This is a genomic window from Streptomyces sp. NPDC001532 (assembly GCF_040298625.1).
Taxonomy (GTDB): Bacteria; Actinomycetota; Actinomycetes; order Streptomycetales; family Streptomycetaceae; genus Streptomyces.
Genome location: NZ_JBEPAL010000061.1, coordinates 1 through 21,241 on the forward strand (window position 1 = coordinate 1; position 21,241 = coordinate 21,241).

17 protein-coding genes and 2 pseudogenes are annotated in these 21,241 nt (G+C 72.5%); 18 read left to right on the forward strand and 1 reads right to left on the reverse strand.

What is annotated here, in order from left to right; translation table 11 throughout:
- Positions 1-79: pseudogene (locus ABT232_RS35265) on the forward strand (superoxide dismutase, Ni); the annotation flags it as partial.
- Between the two features lie 44 nt (positions 80-123).
- On the opposite strand, the gene ABT232_RS35270 reads toward ABT232_RS35265, so the two are convergent.
- Positions 124-933 carry an NAD-dependent epimerase/dehydratase family protein gene (locus ABT232_RS35270; RefSeq protein WP_351848030.1) on the reverse strand — a complete coding sequence of 270 codons (810 nt, stop codon included), beginning with the start codon at positions 931-933 and terminating at the stop codon, positions 124-126.
- 234 nt (positions 934-1,167) lie between these two features.
- Between ABT232_RS35270 and ABT232_RS35275 the strand changes: the two genes are divergently transcribed.
- The 17 genes and pseudogenes from ABT232_RS35275 to ABT232_RS35355 all read left to right on the forward strand — a co-directional run bounded on the left by ABT232_RS35275 (position 1,168) and on the right by ABT232_RS35355 (position 21,160).
- Complete coding sequence (locus ABT232_RS35275; protein WP_351848032.1) at positions 1,168-2,109, forward strand: 5-dehydro-4-deoxyglucarate dehydratase; 942 nt, start codon at positions 1,168-1,170, stop codon at positions 2,107-2,109.
- Positions 2,106-3,272 (forward strand): hypothetical protein, encoded by a 1,167-nt coding sequence (locus tag ABT232_RS35280; protein ID WP_351848033.1) that lies wholly within the window; start codon positions 2,106-2,108, stop codon positions 3,270-3,272. The genes ABT232_RS35275 and ABT232_RS35280 overlap by 4 nt, the downstream gene beginning before the upstream one ends.
- Positions 3,273-4,211: 939 nt before the next feature.
- The gene (locus tag ABT232_RS35285) at positions 4,212-4,802 is read left to right on the forward strand and encodes a TIGR03086 family metal-binding protein (protein ID WP_351848036.1); all 591 of its coding nucleotides are present in this window, start codon (positions 4,212-4,214) and stop codon (positions 4,800-4,802) included.
- A gap of 304 nt (positions 4,803-5,106) precedes the next feature.
- Entirely contained in the window at positions 5,107-5,859 is a 753-nt protein-coding gene (locus ABT232_RS35290; RefSeq protein ID WP_351848038.1) for an MBL fold metallo-hydrolase, read from the forward strand.
- Between the two features lie 130 nt (positions 5,860-5,989).
- Positions 5,990-6,658 carry a GntR family transcriptional regulator gene (locus ABT232_RS35295; protein WP_351848041.1) on the forward strand — a complete coding sequence of 223 codons (669 nt, stop codon included), beginning with the start codon at positions 5,990-5,992 and terminating at the stop codon, positions 6,656-6,658.
- The gene (locus tag ABT232_RS35300; protein ID WP_351848043.1) at positions 6,655-7,563 is read left to right on the forward strand and encodes a dihydrodipicolinate synthase family protein; all 909 of its coding nucleotides are present in this window, start codon (positions 6,655-6,657) and stop codon (positions 7,561-7,563) included. Before ABT232_RS35295 ends, ABT232_RS35300 begins: the two co-directional genes overlap by 4 nt.
- Positions 7,560-9,293 (forward strand): L-arabinonate dehydratase, encoded by a 1,734-nt coding sequence (araD, locus tag ABT232_RS35305; protein WP_351848045.1) that lies wholly within the window; start codon positions 7,560-7,562, stop codon positions 9,291-9,293. The genes ABT232_RS35300 and araD overlap by 4 nt, the downstream gene beginning before the upstream one ends.
- Positions 9,294-9,416: 123 nt before the next feature.
- A complete protein-coding gene (locus ABT232_RS35310; RefSeq protein ID WP_351848047.1) occupies positions 9,417-10,352 on the forward strand; it encodes a carbohydrate ABC transporter permease in 936 nt (311 codons plus the stop codon).
- Complete coding sequence (locus ABT232_RS35315; protein ID WP_450872009.1) at positions 10,349-11,245, forward strand: carbohydrate ABC transporter permease; 897 nt, start codon at positions 10,349-10,351, stop codon at positions 11,243-11,245. The genes ABT232_RS35310 and ABT232_RS35315 overlap by 4 nt, the downstream gene beginning before the upstream one ends.
- Positions 11,242-12,537 carry a pectate lyase family protein gene (locus ABT232_RS35320; protein ID WP_351848050.1) on the forward strand — a complete coding sequence of 432 codons (1,296 nt, stop codon included), beginning with the start codon at positions 11,242-11,244 and terminating at the stop codon, positions 12,535-12,537. Before ABT232_RS35315 ends, ABT232_RS35320 begins: the two co-directional genes overlap by 4 nt.
- On the forward strand, positions 12,534-13,691 hold the full coding sequence (locus ABT232_RS35325; protein WP_351848053.1) for a Gfo/Idh/MocA family protein: 1,158 nt from the start codon (positions 12,534-12,536) through the stop codon (positions 13,689-13,691). The genes ABT232_RS35320 and ABT232_RS35325 overlap by 4 nt, the downstream gene beginning before the upstream one ends.
- Entirely contained in the window at positions 13,688-14,533 is an 846-nt protein-coding gene (locus ABT232_RS35330) for a DUF6807 domain-containing protein (RefSeq protein WP_351848056.1), read from the forward strand. The genes ABT232_RS35325 and ABT232_RS35330 overlap by 4 nt, the downstream gene beginning before the upstream one ends.
- On the forward strand, positions 14,530-16,041 hold the full coding sequence (locus ABT232_RS35335) for a glycoside hydrolase family 43 protein (protein ID WP_351848058.1): 1,512 nt from the start codon (positions 14,530-14,532) through the stop codon (positions 16,039-16,041). Before ABT232_RS35330 ends, ABT232_RS35335 begins: the two co-directional genes overlap by 4 nt.
- Positions 16,042-16,074: 33 nt before the next feature.
- Positions 16,075-17,265 (forward strand): annotated as a pseudogene (locus tag ABT232_RS35340) (pectate lyase family protein); the annotation flags it as partial.
- Between the two features lie 277 nt (positions 17,266-17,542).
- The gene (locus ABT232_RS35345) at positions 17,543-18,886 is read left to right on the forward strand and encodes an ABC transporter substrate-binding protein (RefSeq protein WP_351848060.1); all 1,344 of its coding nucleotides are present in this window, start codon (positions 17,543-17,545) and stop codon (positions 18,884-18,886) included.
- 119 nt (positions 18,887-19,005) lie between these two features.
- Positions 19,006-19,806 carry a rhamnogalacturonan acetylesterase gene (locus ABT232_RS35350; protein WP_351848063.1) on the forward strand — a complete coding sequence of 267 codons (801 nt, stop codon included), beginning with the start codon at positions 19,006-19,008 and terminating at the stop codon, positions 19,804-19,806.
- Positions 19,807-19,837: 31 nt separating this feature from the next.
- Positions 19,838-21,160, forward strand: coding sequence for a pectate lyase family protein (locus tag ABT232_RS35355; protein ID WP_351848065.1), 1,323 nt, complete (start codon positions 19,838-19,840; stop codon positions 21,158-21,160).
- Positions 21,161-21,241 lie beyond the last annotated feature (81 nt).

A 21,241-nucleotide genomic window follows, 5' to 3' on the forward strand; every position in this document is an offset into this window, starting at 1 on the left:
GGTGAAGGCCGTCCAGGAGAAGATGGCCGCCAACGACGACCCGCACTTCCAGGCGCGTGCCACGGTCATCAAGGAGCAGGGCGGGCCCGTTCGGTGCCCGCCCGCCGCCGTGAGTGGCTTGATTCAGTACGGCCAGATCGGCGGCTCGGTCACGAAGTGGCCGCCGAGGCAGGCGTGCGCCGGGTTCTCCGGGTCCAGTTCGCCCTGCTCGGCGATCAGCTTCTCGGCGTACGGCTCGGAGTCGTCCTGCGGGTCGTAGCCGAGGCCGCGCGCGCTGGTCAGGTCCCACCACAGACGGGTGTTGGCGGAGGAGCCGTGCACGACGGTGTGGCCGACGCCCTCGGCGGTGAGGGCCGCGTGGAAGAGGCGGGCGCCGTCGGCGGGGCTCATCCACACCGAGAGCATGCGCACGCTGGTCGGCTCGGGGAAGCAGGAGCCGATGCGCACCGAGACGGTCTCCAGGCCGTGCTTGTCCCAGTAGAACTGAGCCAGGTCCTCGCCGAAGGACTTGGACAGGCCGTAAAAGGTGTCCGGGCGGCGCGGGGTGTCGATCGGGATCAGCGGCTCGCCGTCGCGCGGGCGCGGGGTGTAGCCGACCGCGTGGTTGGAGGAGGCGAAGACGATCCGGCGGACGCCCTCCTCGCGGGCGGCCTCGTACACGTTGTACGTGCCCTCGATGTTGGCCTTGAGGATCTTCTCGAAGGGGGCTTCCAGGGAGATGCCCGCGAGGTGGATGATCGCGTCGACACCCCGGACGGCCTCCCGGACCGCCTCCTTGTCGGCGAGGTCGGCGACGACCGCGTCCGGCTCGCCCTCGATCGGGCGCAGGTCGAGCAGCCGCAGTTCGTAGCCGAAGGCGGGCAGCAGGTCCCGCATCAGCGTGCCGAGGCCGCCGGCGGCGCCGGTGAGCAGAACGGTGCGGGGAGCGGGCATCCTCGGGTCTCCTTGAATCGGCAGCCGGGCCGCAGCCGTGCATATGTGCGCACGGCATTCATATTCGTGGACACGCTAAGAGGCGGTGCGACGCCCGTCAAGTGTCCGGCGAACGCGCTGAATCCGCTGGTGTGTCGCGTGTTGTGGCGCTTGACCCGCCTCCGGGAGGCGTCTTAGCGTGAGCAAGTTCAGAAATGTAGACGCAGATCAAGAATATGGACCTCGGGAGCGCCCGTGACGTCAGCCCCTCTCGCCGCCCGCCTCAGTGTCCCCAGCGGGCCGCTGTTCTTCCCCGTCACGGCCTACGGCCCGGACGGCACCGTCGACCTGGACGTCCTCCGCGCCCATGTGCGCCGGGGCGTGGAGGCCGGAGCCGCGGCGGTCTTCGCCTGCTGCGGCACCGGCGAGTTCCACGCGCTCACACCCGAGGAGTTCCAGAGCTGCGTGCGGGCGGCGGTCGAGGAGACCGCCGGACGGGTACCGGTCGTGGCCGGGGCGGGCTACGGCACCGCGCTCGCCGTGCGGTACGCCCGGCTCGCCGAGGAGGCCGGGGCCGACGGACTGCTCGCCATGCCGCCGTACCTCGTCGTCGCCGGGCAGGAAGGACTGCTGCGGCACTACCGCGAGCTCGCGGCGGCGACCGCTCTCCCCGTGATCGTCTACCAGCGCGACAACGCCGTCCTCACCCCCGAGACCGTCGTCGAACTCGCCCGCACCGACGGGATCATCGGCCTCAAGGACGGCCTCGGCGACCTCGACCTCATGCAGCGGATCGTCAGCGCCGTGCGCACCGAGGTCCCCGGCGACTTCCTGTACTTCAACGGCCTGCCCACCGCCGAGCAGACCCAGCTCGCCTACCGAGGCATCGGCATCACCCTCTACTCCTCCGCCGTCTTCTGCTTCGTGCCGGAACTCGCGCTCGCCTTCCACCAGGCCCTGCGCACCGGCGACGACACCACCGCGCACCGCCTCCTCGACGGCTTCTACCGGCCCTTCGTCGAACTCCGCGCCCAGGGCCGCGGCTACGCCGTCGCCCTGGTCAAGGCCGGCGTGCGGCTGCGCGGACTGGACGTCGGCGAGGTTCGGCCCCCGCTGCACGAGCCGAGCGACGATCATGTCAAGCAGCTCGCTCAGCTGATCGAGCGGGGATACGCGCTGCTGGAGGAGACCGCGTGAAGGCGTCGGCGTTCGTCTACCCCTGGGACGTCAACGGGGACCCCGCGGCCCCGGCACACCTGGCCGAACTGGGCATACGCCAGGTGACACTCGCCTCCGCCTACCACTCCACCCGCGCCCTGACGCCCCGCCACCCCCGCCACCGCGTCGTCACCGCCGAACACGCCGCCGCGCTCTACCCGCTCGGCGCCCGCTGGGAGGGCCGCACCCTGCGGCCGTACCCGGCCGGCGCGTGGGCGCCCGAGGCGGACGCCTACGGCGAGGCCGCGGCGGCCCTCGCCGACGCCGGCCTGGAGGTGCACTCCTGGGTGGTCCTCGCGCACAACTCCCGCCTGGGCGCCGAGCACCCGGACACCTCGGTCGTGAACGCCTACGGCGACCGCTACCCCTGGGCGCCCTGCATCGCGCAGCCCGCCACGCGCGCGTACCTCGTCGACCTCGCCGCCGAGGCGGCGGTACGGCCCGGAGCGCGCGGCACCGAACTGGAATCCCTCGGCTGGTACGGACTCGCCCATCTGCACGCCCACGACAAGATCGGCGGAGTCGGCCTCGGGGACGCCGGCCAGTACCTGATGTCCCTGTGCTTCTGCGCCGACTGCCGCGCGGGCTACGCCGGACAGGGCCTGGACGCCGACGAACTCGCCGCCGCGGTGCGCTCCGCGCTGGAACCGCTGTGGCGCGGGGCGCCCTCGGACGGGGGCTGGGCGGCGGTCGAGAAACTCCTCGGCGACACCACGGCGAACGCCACGCGCGCGTGGCGCGACGACACCGCCCGCACCCTCCAGAACGCGGCCGTCGCGGCGGTCCGCGCGGAGGCGCCGGCCGGCTTCCAGGTACTCCTGCACGCCGACCCGGTCTCCTACCACTGCGGCGCCAACGCGGGCGTCGACCCCGCGCACATCCTCTCCGTCGCCGACGGCGTGGTCGTCCCCTGCACGGGCGGCCCGGCCCTGCTCACCCCGTTCGCCGACCGGGCCCGCGAGCACACCGTCCTCGCCGCGAACCTCACGGTCGTCTCCGGAATGGGCGGCAGCCCGGCGACCTTCGCCACGGACGTGTCCCACGCCCGCGACCTGGGAGCGACGGAAGTACGGCTCTACCACGCCGGCCTGGCATCGGACACGGACCTGGAGGCGGTACGGGCGGCGCTCGGGACGAGCTGAACGCGACGCGGGCATCGACGGGGCGGGCGGGCCCTGGGCTGTGCAGTGGCCGGTCCTGCCCGTGCTGCGGCCGGGTCCCGCCCTCGGAACGTGCCGGTGCGTGCGCTGTCGGGGTGTGGCCCGGCCGTGCTGTGGCCGTGTGCTGTCGGGGTGCAGGCGGCCCGGCCGCGCTGTGGCCGGTGCCTGCGCTCGCCTGACGCCCTCGCCGGGGGCCGGAGGGCCGCCGAGGCGAGCCGGTCGGGCCGCTCGGTGTCCGCCGGAGGCCGAGTGAGCCGGTTTGGTCGCGCTGCGCATGGTGCTTGCCGGAGGCCGAACTGTGGGGCGGACGGCGCCGTCGGCACGGCTTGCCGGCCGCCGCTCGCCGCTCTACGGCACCCGGGCCGACGGCTCGACGGCCGGCACAAGCCGTGCCGACGGCGGCAGACAGCGTGGGTGATGGTGGTGAGGCCGCTCATCCGAGCCGGTCGGGCCGTGCGGTGTCCGCCGGGGGCCGGACAGTGGGGGCGACGGCGCTCCCGGCGCGGCTCCCGTGGCCGTCGGCGGCAGGCAGATGGGTGTCAGCGGTGACGTCGCTCGTCCGAGCCGGTCGGGGGGCCGCGCGGTGTCCGCCGGGGGCCGGACGGTGGGGGCGACGGCCCCCCGGGCGCGGCTCCCGTGCCCGCCGGCGGCAGGCAGATGGGTGTCAGCGGTGACGTCGCTCGTCCGAACCGGTCGGGCCGCGCGGTGTCCGCCGAGGGCCGGACAGTGGGGGTGACGGCGCCCCCGGCGCGGCTTCCCGGCGGCAGTGGACGGCGGGCGGTCGGCTCGGCTGCCGCCGTCCTCCCGCAGCGCGCGTCAGCTTGCCGGAGCCGGGCGGATGAGCCGCCCGCCCCGGCGATGAGTTTCGGGGCCGGGGCCGGTCAACCCTCCAGGAGCCGGATCCCGCGCTAGGAGCACCGCATGACCGACACGCCCCCGCCCCTCGACCTCGGACCGCAGACGGCGGTCCTGGCCCGCCTCGCCGCCGGCGTGACCGACGACCGGCTGGCGGGCCCGACGCCCTGCCCGCGCTACGCGGTGCGCAATCTGATGGGCCACCTGACCGGGCTCGTCGTCGCCTTCCGGGACGCGGGCCGCAAGGACCTCGGCGCGACCACCGACACCGCCCCGGACACCGCCGTGCCCGACATCGGACCGGGCTGGCGCGAGGAGCTGCCCAAGACGCTCGACGAGCTGGCCGACGCGTGGCGCGACCCGGCCGCCTGGACCGGCATGACCCGCGCCGGGGGAGTGGACCTGCCCGGCGAGGTCGCCGGTCTGGTCGCCGTCGACGAGCTGGTCGTGCACGGCTGGGACCTGGCCCGCGCGACCGGCCAGGAGTACGCCCCCGACCCCGCCGCGCTGCGCGCCTGCCACGCCTTCCTCGCCGAGTCCGTCGACGACCCCGGCCGGAGCAGCATCTTCGGGCCCGTCGTGCCCGTGCCGTCCGACGCTCCGCTCCTGGACCGGGCGGTGGGGCTGAGCGGGCGGGACCCGGGCTGGGTGCCGTAACCCTGCGAGCGGCGGCCTCGGCCGTGTTCAGCGTCCCCGGTGCCGGCCCGTACCCTGCCTCCGGCTTCGGGCCGCCGGGCTGGGTGCCGTAATCCTGCGAGCGGCGGCCTCGGCCGTGTTCACCGTCCCCGGTGCCGGCCCGTACCCTGCCTCCGGCTTCGAGCCGCCGAGCCGGGTGCCGTGGACCCGCCAGCACCGGCCCGCTCACCTTCACCGCCCCCCGGTGCCGTCCCGCGGGCTGACCCCGGTCCCGCTCGCATGCACCCTGCTGCGGGCGCCGGGAGGTGAGACATAGCCTCCCCGCATGTCCTTCACGCTCACCGTTCTCGGTACCGCCTCCCCGCATCCCGCCCCCGGGCGTCCCTGTTCCGGTCATCTGCTGCGTGGCGGTGGGGCCGAGGTGTGGGTGGATGCCGGGACCGGGACCTTCGCGGAGTTGCAGCGGCACACGGACCCGGCGCGGCTGAGCGCGATCTGGGTCTCGCATCTGCACGCCGACCACAACGCCGATCTGCTCGCCGCGTTCTACGCGTTCGCGTACGGCGGCCTCACCCCGCCCGCGCCCATACCGGTGTACGCGCCCGCCGGCTGCGCCGGCCGGATCGCCGCGTTCCTCGGCCGGCCCGACCCCGCCTCGCTCGCCGACGTCTTCGACTTCCGTCCCTTGTCCGACGGCCACACCGCCCGCCACGGCGCGCTGCGCCTCACCTCCCGCGCGGTGGTGCACGACGTGGAGGCGTACGGGCTGCGCGCCGAGGCGGACGGGAGTGTCCTGGCCTACTCCGGGGACTCCGGTCCCTGCCCCGCGCTCGTCGGGCTCGCACGCGGCGCCGACCTGTTCCTGTGCGAGGCGGACATCGACGCGCATCGCGAGGGCGAACAGGTGCATCTGACCCCGGAGGACGCCGGCGCCGCCGCCCGCGAGGCCGGCGTACGGCGGCTGTTGATCACTCATGTCGGGCCCACGCTGTCCCCCGAGTCCGCGACCGCCCGGGCCGCCGCCGCCTTCGGCGGGGTCACCGGCACCGCGCGGGAGGGCGCCGTCCACCGTCTCTGACGGCTCCACCAGGCAACCTCAAGTTCCTTTGTCAGAAGCATTGACGAAACACGGGGGCGCTCCTACCTTCAACCCGTCGTACTTCGTACGTCATATATGAGACGCGATACGCGATATCCGAGAGGCGCGCATGACCTCTGTGCCCACGCCGATCCCCTCCCGCACGCAATACGTGCTGGAAGGGATCAAACACCGCATCCTCACCGGACAGCTGACGCCGGGTCAGGCCCTGGTCGAGACCGAGCTGGCCGCGCAGTTCGGGGTCTCCAAGACCCCGGTGCGCGAAGCGCTGAAGACCCTGGCCGGCACCGGACTGGTGGTGATGAGCCAGTACAAGGGCGTCACGGTGCGCATGGTCGACGCGGACATGGCGCGCGAGGTCTACGACGTGCGACTGCTCCTGGAGCCCGAGGCGCTGCGCCGCACGGTGCGCCGCGGCACCTCCCTGGACGCCGCCCGGTCCGCGCTGACCCGGGCGGACGACGCCACGGACACCGCCGAACGGTCGCTGGCGAACCGGGAGTTCCACCGCGCCCTGTACGTGTCGTGCGGCAATCCGCTGCTCGGCCGGATGCTGGACGAGGTCCGCGACCAGGCGGCGCTCGTCTCGGCCGTCGCCTGGGCCGCCGATCCCTCCTGGGAGCGCGAGGCCAGTGAGCACCGCGAGATCCTGCGGCTCGCCCTGGACGGCGACGCCGACGGCGCGGCGCGCGCCCTCCACGCCCATATCGCGTCCTTTGTCGAGCGGGCCTTCCCCGACATACAGGTCGAGGCCCAGGGAGAGGACGGTCAGGCATGACAACGACGTTCGAGACCCAGCGGGCGGCCCTGGCCGACGTGGTCGCGATCCCGGTGACACCGTTCGCCGAGGACGGCTCCGTCGACCAGGACACCCACCGGGCCCTGCTGCGTCGTCTGCTCGACGGTGGGGTCAGGACGCTCACGCCCAACGGCAACACCGGCGAGTTCTACGCCCTGACGCCCCAGGAGCGGCAGCTGGTCACCGAGCTGACCGTCGAGGAGGCCGGCGACCGGGCGGTGATCCTGGTCGGCGTCGGCCACGACGTGCCGACCGCGGTGGCCTCCGCGCGGCACGCCCGGCAGCTCGGCGCGCAGATGGTGATGGTGCACCAGCCGGTCCACCCGTACGTCTCGCAGAGCGGCTGGGTCGACTACCACCGGGCGATCGCCGAGGCGGTGCCCGAGCTGGGTGTCGTCCCGTACATCCGCAACGCGCAGCTGCACGGCGACCGGCTGGCCGAGCTGGCCGACACCTGCCCGAACGTGATCGGCGTGAAGTACGCCGTGCCGGACGCCGCGCGGTTCGCCGCCTTCGCCCGGGACGCGGGCCTGGACCGGTTCGTGTGGGTGGCGGGCCTCGCCGAGCCGTACGCCCCGTCGTACTTCTCCGCCGGCGCCACCGGCTTCACCTCGGGCCTGGTGAACGTCGCCCCGGCCGTCTCGCTGAACATGATCGAGGCGCTTCGATCCGGTGACTACCCGGCCGCGATGAAGGTCTGGGAGCAGATCCGCCGCTTCGAGGAGCTGCGCGCCGCCAACGGCTCCGCCAACAACGTCACCGTCGTCAAGGAGGCGCTGGCCTCGCTCGGTCTGTGCCGCCGCGAGGTGCGCCCGCCGAGCAGGCCGCTGCCGGAGAGCGAGCGGTCCGAGGTCGCCGCCATCGCCGCAGGGTGGTCCATATGACCGAGCCCCGCAAGCGCCCCGAGGAACTGCGCAGCCACCAGTGGTACGGCACCGACGGGCTGCGCTCCTTCAGCCACCGGGCCCGCACCCGCCAGCTCGGCTATCTGCCCGAGGAGCACCTCGGCAAGCCCGTCATCGCGATCCTCAACACCTGGTCCGACATCAACCCCTGCCACGTCCATCTGCGCGACCGCGCCCAGGCGGTCAAGCGCGGGGTGTGGCAGGCGGGCGGTTTCCCGCTGGAGTTCCCGGTCTCCACCCTCAGCGAGACCTTCCAGAAGCCGACCCCCATGCTGTACCGCAACATGCTCGCCATGGAGACCGAGGAGCTGCTGCGCTCCTACCCGGTCGACGGCGCGGTGCTGATGGGCGGCTGCGACAAGTCCACGCCCGCCCTGCTCATGGGGGCCGCGAGCGTCGACCTGCCGGCGGTGTTCGTCCCGGCCGGTCCGATGCTGCCCGGTCACTGGCGCAACGAGGTGCTGGGCTCCGGCACCGACATGTGGAAGTACTGGGACGACAAGCGTGCCGGCCTGATCGGCGACTGCGAGATGCAGGAGCTGGAGAGCGGCCTGGCCCGCTCGCCCGGCCACTGCATGACCATGGGCACGGCGTCCACGCTGACCGCCGCCGCCGAGGCGCTGGGCGTGACCGTGCCGGGTGCCTCCAGCATCCCGGCCGTCGACTCCGGACACGACCGGATGGCGGCCGCGGCGGGTCTGCGGATCGTCGAACTGGTCCACAAGGACCGCAGACTGAGCGACATCCTCACCCCGGAGGCGTTCGAGGACGCGGTGACGACCGTGCTGGGCCTCGGCGGCTCCACCAACGCCGTGATCCACCTGATCGCCATGGCCGGCCGCGCCGGCGTCAAGCTCACCCTCGACGACTTCGACCGCATCGCCCGCACCGTCCCGGTCCTGGCGAACGTACGGCCCGGCGGCCAGAAGTACCTCATGGAGGACTTCCACTTCGCGGGCGGCCTGCCCGGCTTCCTCTCCCGCATCCCGGACCTGCTGCACCTGGACCGGCCGACGGTCTCGTACGACACCCTGCGCGAGCAGCTCGCCGGCGCGCGGGTGCACGACGACGACGTCATCCGGCCCCGGCACAACCCGGTGGCGGAGGAGGGCGGGGTCGCGGTGCTGCGCGGCAACCTCTGCCCGGACGGCGCGGTCATCAAGCACATCTCCGCCGAGCCGCAGCTGCTCCGGCACACCGGCCCCGCGGTCGTCTTCGACGACTACCGGACCATGCAGCGCACCATCAACGACCCGGCGCTGGACATCACCGCCGACAGCGTGCTGGTGCTGCGCAACGCCGGCCCCAAGGGCGGGCCGGGCATGCCCGAGTACGGCATGCTGCCGATCCCCGACCATCTGCTGAAGCAGGGCGTGCGGGACATGGTGCGGATCTCCGACGCCCGGATGAGCGGCACCAGTTACGGCGCCTGCGTCCTGCACGTGGCGCCGGAGTCGTACATCGGCGGGCCGCTGGCGCTGGTGCGCACCGGGGACCTGATCACCCTGGACGTCGAGGCGCGCACGCTCCACCTGGACGTGGACGACGAGGAGCTGGCGCGCCGCCGCGCCGAGTGGACCCCGCCGCCCGCCCGCTACGAGCGCGGCTACGGCGCGCTCTACAACGAGCAGATCACCCAGGCCGACACCGGCTGCGACTTCGAGTTCCTGGCGCGTCCGGGGAAGGTGCCGGACCCGTACGCGGGCTGACCACCGCCGCACCGTACGACGTGACATCCCGCACGGACGAACCATCGCACCGCTCCGCCCATCGAGAAAGCGCTTCCCCGCACGTACGCGACGCACAAGACGCATTGAGAACGGAGAACAGTCATGGCCCAAGCCGCAGCCGTGGCGAAACCGCCCACGCCACCCCGGCGACGCCGTGCCTCCGCCACGCCGCGCAGGCTCCCGTACCTGCTGATCGCCCCGGCGGCCCTGCTGATGCTGGGATTCATCGCCTACCCGGTGATCAGCGTCTTCTACTACAGCCTCCAGGAGTACAACCCCACCAAGCCGTGGCGGAACGGATTCGCGGGCTTCGACAACTTCGTCCACGCCTTCACCGACGACCCGGTCTTCTGGGACACCCTCACCTTCAGCGCCAAGTGGGTCTTCGTCGAGGTCGGCCTCCAGCTGCTCTTCGGCCTCGCGCTGGCCCTGATCGTCAACCAGACCTTCGTGGGCCGTGCCCTGGGACGCGCCCTGGTCTTCTCCCCGTGGGCCGTCTCCGGCGTGCTGACCTCCGCGATCTGGGTGCTGCTCTACAACTCCCAGACCGGCATCACCCGCTACCTCGCCGACATGGGCATCGGCTCCTACGGCACCAGCTGGCTGTCGGACACCTCGACCGTCTTCCCGGCGGTGGTCGTCGCCGACCTGTGGCGGGGCGTGCCCTTCTTCGCGATCCTCATCCTCGCCGACCTCCAGTCCGTCTCGAAGGACCTGTACGAGGCCGCCGAGGTCGACGGCGCCAGCCGGCTCAAGCAGTTCTGGCACATCACCCTGCCCCATCTGAAGGACGCCATCGTCCTGTCCACGCTGCTGCGCGCGGTGTGGGAGTTCAACAACGTCGACCTGCTGTACACCCTCACCGGCGGCGGACCGGCCGGCGAGACCACCACCTTGCCGCTGTACATCGCCAACACCAGCGTCGACGCCCACGACTTCGGCTACGCGTCGGCCCTGACCACGGTCGCGTTCGTGATCCTGCTCTTCTGCTCGATCGTCTATCTGCGGCTGAGCAAGTTCGGAGGCGAGTCCAAGTGAGCACCATCAAGGAGGCCCCGGTCGTCTCCCGGCCCCGTCGTACGGTTCCCGCGCCGCCGCGCCCGGTGAACAAGCGCCGCGGCTGGGACGAGGTCCCCCGCTGGCAGGTCTATCTGCCGCTCTCCATCTACCTGGTCTTCACCCTGATCCCGTTCTACTGGATCCTGCTCTTCGCGCTGCGCCCGGCGGGCTCCACCTCGCTGGTGCCCTGGCCGATGACCTTCGAGCACTTCGAGAAGGTGTGGACCGAGCGCCAGTTCGGCACCTACTTCGGCAACAGCGTGCTCGTCGGCGTCGCCACCCTGGTGCTGACCACCGGCGTCGCGCTGGCCGGCGGCTACGCCCTCGCCCGGTTCGACTTCAAGGTCAAGCGGGGCTTCATGCTCGCCCTGCTCTGCTCCCAGTTCGTGCCCGGCGCGCTGCTGCTGGTCCCGCTGTTCGAGATCTTCGCCGAACTGAACATGATCAACTCGCTGGGCAGTGTCATCCTCGCCGAGACGGTCTTCCAGCTGCCGCTGTCGATGATCCTGATCAGCAACTTCATCAAGAACGTGCCGTACTCCCTGGAGGAGGCGGCCTGGGTGGACGGCTGCAACCGGTTCACCGCCTTCCGGGTGATCGTGCTGCCGCTGCTGCGCCCCGGGCTGATCGCGGTCGGTTCCTTCGCCTTCGTGCACTCCTGGAACCACTTCCTGTTCGCCCTGATGTTCCTCAACAACCAGCAGAAGCAGACCATCCCGGTCGGCCTGAACACCCTGATGAGCGCGGACAGCGTCGACCTCGGCGCCCTCGCGGCGGGCGGCATCATCGCCGCCGTCCCGGTGGTCATCGTCTTCGCCTTCATCCAGAAGTGGCTGATCACCGGCTTCAGCGCGGGGGCGGTGAAGGGATGAGACTGCGGCACGCGGTCCTGGCGGCCGCTCTGCTGGGCGTGCTGTGCGTGCCCGCGCACGCCGACGACGCCCGTGACATCAGCCGCGACACCCTCGCCCCGGGCGACGGCTGGGCGTCCGCCGCCGGCGGCACCACCGGCGGCGCGGCGGCCGACGAGGCGCATGTCCTCACCGTCACCGACCGGGCCGGACTGGTCCGCGCCCTCGACGGCGGCAGCGCCACCCCGAAGATCATCCGCATCGCCGGGACCATCGACGTCAACACCGACGACCGGGGCCGCCGCCTGGACTGCGACGACTACGCCACCGGCGGCTACGACCTGAAGCGCTACCTCGCCGCCTACGACCCCCGCACCTGGGGCTCCGCCAGGCCGAGCGGACCGCAGGAGGAGGCCCGCAAGGCGTCGGCGGCCCGCCAGGCCGAGCGGATCGAACTGCGCGTCGGCTCCAACACCACGCTCGTCGGCCTCGGCGACGACGCCGTCCTCAAGGGCGCCGGCCTCCAGATCGGCGACGCGGACAACGTCATCGTCCGCAACCTCGAAATCCGGGACGCCTACGACTGCTTCCCCGTCTGGCAGCCCAACTCCGGCGGCCTCGGCGACTGGAAGGCGGCGTACGACACCATCTGGCTGCGCGGCGCGAGCCACGTCTGGATCGACCATGTGACCCTGAGCGACAAGGGCCACCCGGACGAGGACGAGCCGACCTACTTCGCCCGCAACTACCTGCGCCACGACGGCCTGCTGGACATCACGAACGGCTCCGACCTGGTCACGGTCTCCTGGAGCCGGTTCGCCGACCACGACAAGGCCATGCTCATCGGCAACGGCGACACGGTCACCGGTGACCGCGGCAGGCTGCGGGTCACCCTGCACCACAACGAGTTCGAGTCCGTCGTCCAGCGCGCCCCGCGCGTCCGCTTCGGCCAGGTGCACCTCTACAACAACCGCTACGTCGTCCCCGAGGACGCCCACGACCACCGCTACTCGATCGGCGTCGGCACCGAGTCGGCCGTCCACGCCGAGCACAACGCCTTCCACACGCCGAGCCACATCGAGGCCGCCGACCTGGTCAAGAGCTGGAACGGCACCGCCCTGCACGACAGCGGCACCCTCTTCAACGGCTACCCGGTCGACCTGCTCACCCTCCACAACGCCTACAACTCGGGCAGCGAGCGCGACCTGACCCCCGACGTCGGCTGGACGCCCGTCCTGCACGGCCCGGTCGACGACGCGGCGACGGCCGACCGGGCGGTGGCGCGCGGCGCGGGAGCGGGGAGGATCCGATGACCGAACCCCTGCCGCTGGTCCTCGCCGGCGCCCGCGGCCACGGCCGCTGGCACGTGGCGAACATCCGCCGCCTCCAGGACGCGGGCGTCGTCCGGCTCGTCGGCATCTGCGAGCTGACGCCGCTCACCGAGGAGGAGTTCGGCGGCGAACTGCCCGCCCAGTCCGCCGACTTCGGCGGCCTGCTGGACGCCACCGGCGCCCGCGCCGCGGTGATCTGCACCCCGATCCCCACCCACACCGACCTGGCGCTGGCCGCCGCCCGGCGCGGCGTGCACCTGCTGCTGGAGAAGCCGCCCGCGCCGTCCTACGCCGAGTTCCGGCGGATGGCCGACGGGGTCGCCGAGGCGGGCGTGTCCTGCCAGATCGGCTTCCAGTCGCTGGGCTCGCACGCCGTGCCCGCGATCCGCGAACTGATCGCCGACGGCGCGATCGGCACCGTCACCGGCATCGGCGGAGCCGGCGCCTGGTCGCGGGACGAGGCCTACTTCCGCCGCGCCCCGTGGGCGGGCCGGCGGCGCCTGAACGGCGTCGACGTGATCGACGGGGCGCTCACCAACCCCCTCGCGCACGCCGTCGCCACCGCCCTCGCGCTCGGCGGCGCCACCCGCGCCGAGGACGTCACCGCGATCGAGACCGAGCTGTGGCGGGCCAACGCCATCGAGTCCGACGACACCTCCTGCGTCCGGGTCACCACGGCCGCCGGCCGCCCGGTCACCGTCGCGGCCACGCTGTGCGCCGAGCACCCGGGCGAGCCGTACGTCCTGGTGCACGGCAGCCGCGGCCGGATCACCTTCTGGTACAAGCAGGACCGGGTGCTGCTCCAGCGCGCCGGCCACGGTCCCGAGGAGACCGAGTACGGCCGCACCGACCTGCTGGAGAACCTGGCCGACCACCTGGCCAACGGCGCCGGACTGCTGGTCCCGCCGGACACCACCGGCGCCTTCATGAAGGTCGTGGAGGCGATCCGGCTGGCGCCCGACCCGGCCCCGCTGCCGCCGTCCGCCTGGCACCGGCCGCCCGGCGAGCACCGGCGGGTCGTGCCCGGCGTGGACGGCCTGGTCGCCGCCGCCGCCGACACCCTCGCGCTCTACTCCGAACTGGCGGCCCCCTGGACCGCCCCGACCGCGCCGCCGAAAGAGGTGAGCACCCGATGACCAGCAGCGACACCCCCGTTCTGCGGGTCGCCGGCAGACCGGTCGGCCGGTACGTCATCCGGCCGGCCCTGCCCGACCGGCTCTCCCCGCGCCCCTATCTGCACCCCGTCACCACCCTGTCCGGCGTCTCGGTCACCGAGCTGAGTCCCGCCGACCATCCGCACCACCTCGGCGTCGGTGTCGCCGTTCCCGACGTCGAGGGGCACAACTTCTGGGGCGGTCGCACCTATGTGCGCGACCAGGGGCCGACCGAGCTGGCCAACCACGGCGCCCAGCGGCACGTGGCCTTCCAGCTGAGCGACCCGGACGGCTTCGTCGAGGAGCTGCGCTGGGTGGCCGCGGGCGCCGAGCTGCTGCACGAGCGCCGGACCGTCGCCGCCACCGCGCTCACCGCCACCGCCTGGGCGCTGGACCTCACCTTCGCCGTCACCAACACCACCGCGAAGCCGCTGAGCATCGGCAGCCCCGCCACCAACGGCCGCCCCGGCGCCGCGTACGGCGGATTCTTCTGGCGGGCCCGCAAGGAGGCGAGCGCACCGGACGTCTTCACCGCCGACACCGAGGGCGAGGCGGCGGCGCACGGCCGGCCCGCCGACTGGCTGGCGCTGGCCGGCTCGTCCTGGACGCTGGTCTTCGCCGGCGCCACCGACGCCACCCGCCGCGACCCGTGGTTCGTGCGCACCGCCGAGTACCCGGGCGTCGGCTCCTCGCTGGCCCACACCGAACGGCTGGCGGTCCCGCCCGGCGAGACCGTGGTCCGCCGCGTCGTCACCGTCGTCGCCGACGGCCGCCTCGACCGCGCGCAGGCCGCGGCCCTGGTCCGCAAGGCGGTCGCCCCGTGACGGACGAGACCTACACCAACCCGGTCCTGGACGCCGACTGGTCCGACCCGGACGTCGTCCGCGTCGGCGACGACTTCTACCTCACCGCCTCCAGCTTCGGCCGCGTCCCCGGACTGCCCCTGCTGCACTCCCGGGACCTGGTCAACTGGACACTGGTCGGCCACGCCCTGGAACGGCTGGAACCGGCGGCGGAGTTCGCGGTGCCGCGCCACGACTGCGGCGTCTGGGCGCCGTCGCTCCGGCACCACGACGACCGCTTCTGGATCTTCTGGGGCGACCCCGACCAGGGCATCTTCCAGATCAACGCGCCGCGGATCCGCGGCCCCTGGACCGCCCCGCACCTGCTGAAGGAGGGCAAGGGGCTGATCGACCCGTGCCCGCTGTGGGACGACGAGACCGGCGAGGCCTATCTGGTGCACGCCTGGGCCAAGTCCCGCTCCGGCGTCAAGAACCGCCTCACCGGCCACCGGATGCACCCCGACGGCACCTCCCTGCTCGACGAGGGCAAGGTGATCGTCGACGCGGACCGCATCCCCGGCTGGTTCACCCTGGAGGGCCCCAAGCTCTACCGCCACGACGGCTGGTTCTGGATCCTCGCCCCCGCCGGCGGCGTGGAGACCGGCTGGCAGGGCGCGTTCCGCTCCCGCGGGTTCTTCGGGCCGTACGAGGAGAGGGTCGTCCTGGAGCAGAAGGACACCGACGTCAACGGACCCCACCAGGGCGGCTGGGTGCGGACCCCGGCCGGTGAGGACTGGTTCCTGCACTTCCAGCAGCGCGGCGCCTACGGCCGGGTCGTCCACCTCCAGCCGATGCGCTGGGGTGCCGACGGCTGGCCGGTCCTCGGCGACGACGGCGCCCCCGTCGCCGTCCACCCCAGGCCCGCCCTGCCGCCGCAGCCGCCCGCCGCGCCCGCCACCGACGACGACTTCCCCGGCGGGCGGTTCGGCCGCCAGTGGCAGTGGACCGCGAACCCCGCGGACGGCTGGGCCACCCAGCACTCCGGCGACGGGCTCCGGCTCAGCTGCGTCCGCTCGGCCGACGCGCACGACCTGCGCAGACTGCCGAACGTCCTCACCCAGCGGCTGCCCGGCATGCCCTCGGTCGTCGAGGTCGGGCTGCGCCTGGACAGCGAGGAGCCGGGCGCCCGCGCCGGGCTCGCGGTGCTCGGCGACGCGTTCGGCTGGATCGGGCTGGAGCGGCGGGCCGACGGGACGGTCCAGCTGGTGCACCGGTTCGCCGAGTCCGTCGCCGAACGCGAACGCGACGCCGACCACCCGAGGCCGGCCCCGGACGGCCGGGCCACGCTGCGCATCGAGATCCGGCCCGGCGCCCGCTGCCGCTTCCACTACGACCTCGGCGACGGCCCGCGCCCCTCCGGCCAGGTCTTCGCCGCCACGCCCTGGCGCTGGGTCGGCGCCCTGCTGGGCCTGTTCGCGCTCACCCCGAGCGACGGGCAGGGGCACGCGGGCGCGGCGACGTTCACGCAGTTCCGTATCACCGCGCTCTGAACCACCCCCTTCGTCAGCCTGTTGGGAGCCGCAATGACGTACCCCCCTGGCAAGCGCTTGTCGAGACCGGGGCACGGCAAGGTGGTGGCCGCCGTCATCGGCCTCGTCACCGCGCTGGGCCTCGGGTCCCTGGGCGAGGCCCAGGCCGCGCCCGCCGTCCGGGCGCGGGACCTGGCCCCGCCGTCCCGCTGGGACGACCGCCCGCACGGCTTCGCCTCCCTCGCCGGCGGCACCACCGGAGGCGCCGGCGGCGAGGTCGTCACCGTCACCGACCAGGCCGCGCTGGCGAAGTACGCCGCCGCGCCCGAGCCGTACGTCATCCGGGTCGCGGGCACGATCACCGCCGAGCCGTTCGGCGCGAGCGTCACGGTCGCCTCGGACAAGACCATCGTCGGCGTCGGGACGACCGGCGAGCTGGTGCGGGGGGAGCTCCGTCTCGAACCCGGCACCCACAACGTGATCATCCGCAATCTGACGATCCGCGACTCGGCCGTCGAAGGCGACTGGGACTGCAAGAACACCGACTTCGACGGCATCCAGATGGACACCGTCCATCACGTCTGGATCGACCACAACCGCTTCTCGCGCATCTGCGACGGCCAGCTCGACATCCGCAAGGACAGCGAGTACGTGACCGTCTCCTACAACCGGTTCGAGAACAACAACAAGACCTTCGGCCTGGGCTGGACCACCGGCGTCAAGACGCAGATCACCATCGACCACAACTGGTTCCGCAACACCAAGCAGCGCAATCCGTCCGTCGACAACGCCGCCTACGCGCACCTGTACAACAACTATCTGACGGCCCAGGCGGACCCCGGCGATCCCGTGTGGACGTACGGCAACTGGTCGCGCGGCCGGACGAAGATGGTCATCGAGAACTCGTACTACGAGGACGTCCAGCACCCGTACCAGGCGGACGCCACCGCCGAGCTGGTGCAGCGCGGCTCGATCCTGAGGAACACCACCGGGCGCCACGACGCCTGGGGCACCGCCTTCGAACCGCGGGACTTCTACGCCTACCGGCTGGACCCGGCCGCCACCGTGCCGGCCCTCGTCACGCGTTTCTCCGGGCCGCAGCGGCGGATCGGCGCCGTGCCGGGCGGCCGCGAGAACGGGCCGGAGAACGTGGCGCAGGGGACTGGACAGGACGGCTCCGGCACCGTCATCGTCTACGGCACGCCCGCCGCGTACGCAGGCTCCACCGGGAGCGCGACCGTGCGGAACCCGGCCGGGGAACACCCCGGCGGCGAGGGCGGCGTCGACATCCTCCCCAGCCGGTCCCGGCCCGAAGCCGCCCCGCGGTCCGGCTGAGCGGGCCGGGCGACCCGAGCGAACCGAGCGACAGGAACGCGAGGACGCGTCCCGTCGCCGATCACCCCGAGCGCACCGACCGCACCGGCCGCCGGGCCCCGCGGGCCCGCCACCGGGGCCGGTCAGGCGCCGACAGACCCCCCACAACTTCATATCTCCGCTGGAACCAGAAGAAGAGAGCCGACCAATGAAGATCAGCATCCGCAGAAGCAGGCGCGCTGCCATAGCCGTCGCCCTGGGTTCCGTTCTCGCGCTCACCGCCACCGCCTGCGGCGACGACGGCAGCGGCGGGGGCGGCGGCGAGGGCTCCGAGGGCAGCGGCAAGGGCAAGATCGTCTTCTGGGACAACAACGGCGGTGTCCGCACCGACATCTGGAAGGAGATCATCGCCGACTTCGAGAAGGCCAACCCGGACATCGACGTCGAGTACGTCGGCATCTCGTCCACCGAGTACCAGTCCAAGGTCGACACCGCCATCCAGGGCGGCGGACTGCCGGACGTCGGCGGTGTCGGCGCGGCGATGCTCGCCGGCTTCTCCGCGCAGGGCGCGCTGGACCCGCTGGACGAGCGGCTCGCCAAGTCCTCGCTGAACGGCAAGCTCAACAAGGACATGGTCGAGTCGATGAAGGCCGCGGGCGGCGGCGACGGCACGCTGTACTCGATCCCGACCTCCGCCAACAACGGCGTGCTCTACTACCGCACCGACCTGTTCAAGAAGGCGGGCCTGGAGGAGCCGACCACCTGGGAGAACTTCTTCAAGGCGGCCGACGAGCTGACCGACACGAAGAAGAACGAGTTCGGCTACACCATCCGCGGCGGCGCCGGGTCCATCGCGCAGGCGCTGGACGCGATGTACGGGCAGAGCGGGATCACCACGTTCTGGGAGGGCGACAAGACCACCGTCAACGACCCGAAGAACGTCGAGGCGCTGGAGAAGTACGCGGCGCTGTTCAAGAAGGTCACCCCGTCCGCCGACCTCAACAACGACTTCACCAAGATGGTCGCGCAGTGGGACTCCGGCACCATCGGCATGCTCAACCACAACCTGGGCTCCTACCAGGACCACGTGAAGGCGCTCGGTGCCGACAAGTTCCGGGGCATCCCGCAGCCGACCGGCCCGGGCGGCAAGCGGGTGCAGGTGTCCAACCCGGTGGACGGGCTCGGCCTGTTCAAGGGCTCCAAGAACAAGGACGCCGCCTGGAAGTTCATCGAGTTCGCGCTCTCGCACGAGGAGAACTCGAAGTTCAACGAGTCGGCGGGCCAGGTGCCGGCGAACACGGAGGCGGCGAAGGACGCCTGGGTCTCCGAGGCGGAGCCGACGAAGCTGGCGGCCGAGGCGCTGAGCGACGGGTCCACGACGATCGTGCAGCTGCCGTACTACCTGCCGGACTGGAACACGATCTCCAAGGCCGAGAACGAGCCGAACTTCCAGAAGGTGCTGCTCGGTGACATGAGCGCGAAGGACTTCCTGGACACGCTGGCGGAGCAGCTGAACGAGGCGCAGGCGGAGTGGGCGCAGCGCAACGGCTGAGCCCGGGTTCGTGGTGGGGCGGTCCGCGGTGCGCGGGCGGCGGGCCGTCCCTGGTCGTTCGCGCACGTCCCCGCGCCCCCGCTCCGGACGTCTCGTCCCCGGTCCGAAAGGCACCCCGCGTGTCCCTCTCCCGCAGACAGGTCACCTCGGCGGCTCTGGCCGCCGTTCCTCTCGCCCTCGGGGCGACCGGTACCGCGCGGGCCTCCGCGGGCCGGCGCCGGCGCACCGTCTACATCGCCGGGGACTCCACCGCCGCGCAGAAGTACGCGGACGCGGCGCCGGAGACCGGCTGGGGGATGGCCCTCCCCTTCTTTCTGCACAAGGACCGGCCCGTCGCCAACCACGCGGTGAACGGGCGCAGTTCCAAGAGCTTCGTCGACGAGGGGCGCCTGGCGGCGATCCTCGGGGAGATCGGGCCGGGCGACCTCCTGATCGTCCAGTTCGCCCACAACGACGAGAAGAGCGCCGACCCCACCCGGTACACCGAGCCCTGGACGACGTACCAGGACCACCTGCGTCTGTACGTCGACGGCGCGCGGGCCCGCGGTGCCCGGCCCGTGCTGGCCACCGCCGTGGAGCGGCGGCGGTTCGACGCGCAGGGCACCGCCCTGCCGAGCCACGGCGACTACCCGGCGGCGATGCGCGCGCTCGCCCGGGAGGAGGGCGTGGCGCTGCTGGACGTCCAGGCGCTGTCGCTCGCGCTCTGGCAGGAGCTGGGAGTCGAGCAGACCAAGAAGTACTTCAACTGGACGGCGACCGAGCAGGACAACACGCACTTCAACCCGCCCGGCGCGATCGCCGTGGCGCGGCTGGTGGTGCGGGAGCTGCTGCGCACGCGGGTGCTCGGCCCGCAGGACGTGCGCCGGCTCGACGAGGAGATCCCCGAGTCCTGGATCACCTGGCCGCCGGCCGCCGCGTAACCGACCCGACCGCAGAAGAGAGAGCCGCACCATGAACGCACAGAGATGGCATGGGCATGCCACGAGAACGGCCGTGAAGGCCGTCGCACTGTCCGGCTGCGTCGCCCTGGTCCTCGGCGTCACCGGCACCGCCACCGCCCACCCCGGCTCCCGCGACCTCGGCCGCCAGGTGCTGGCCGCCGGGGACGGCTGGGCCTCCGAGGGCACGGGCACCACCGGCGGCTCGGCCGCCGACGCCGCGCACGTCTTCACCGTCACCACCTGGGCCCAGTTCAAGGCCGCCCTGGCGGAAGGCGGAACCGCGCCCAGGATCATCAAGGTCAAGGGCGTGATCGACGCCGTGTCCGAAGGCTGCGACGCGCTCGCCGCCGAGGGCTACGACTTCCAGCAGTACCTCGCCGACTACGACCCGGCCGTCTGGGGCCACGACACCCCGGTCAGCGGCGAGCAGGAGGAACTGCGGGCCGCGTCCGCCGCCAACCAGGACCAGGCCATCAAGGCGAACATCCCGGCGAACACCACCATCGTCGGCGTCGGCCGCCACTCCGGGATCCGCGGCGGCAGCCTCCAGATCAAGGGCGTCGACAACGTCATCATCCGCAACCTCACCATCGAGGCCCCGCTCGACTGCTTCCCGCAGTGGGACCCGACCGACGACAACAGGACCGGCGCCTGGAACTCCGAGTACGACGGCGTCGTGGTGTACGGCTCCACCCACGTGTGGATCGACCACAACACGCTCACCGACGGTCGCTACCCCGACAGCTCCCTGCCCACCTACTTCGGCAAGGTCTACCAGCAGCACGACGGACTGGTCGACGTGGTGCGCGGCGGCGACTACGTCACCGTGTCGTGGAACTCCTTCAAGGACCACGACAAGACCATGCTCATCGGCAACAGCGACGGCGCGGGCGCCACCGACACGGGCAAGCTCCGGGTCACCCTGCACCACAACCGCTTCGAGGGCATCGTCGAACGGGCGCCGCGCGTCCGCTTCGGGCAGGTCGACTCGTACAACAACCACTTCGTGGTGACCGCCGGCCAGAAGTTCGGCTACGTCTTCGGCATCGGCGCCAACTCCCGGCTGCACGCCACCCACAACGCCTTCACCCTGGCGGACGGGGTGAGCACCGGCAAGGTGCTGAAGAAGTGGAGCGAGGCGCCGCTCACCGCCGAGAACAACTACGTCAACGGCCGTCTCACCGATCTGATCGCCGTGCACAACGCCGAGATCCCCGCCGAGACCCTCCAGTCCGGCGCCGGCTGGACACCCACCCTGCGCACCAGGGTCGACCACCCCCGGGCCGTCCCGGGCATCGTCGACCACCGCGCCGGCGCCGGCCGCCTGCGCTGACCCACCGGCACGCACCACGGGGCCGGGGCGCACCGCCGCCCCGGCCCCGCACCCCCCACGGCGAGGAACACCCGCACCACC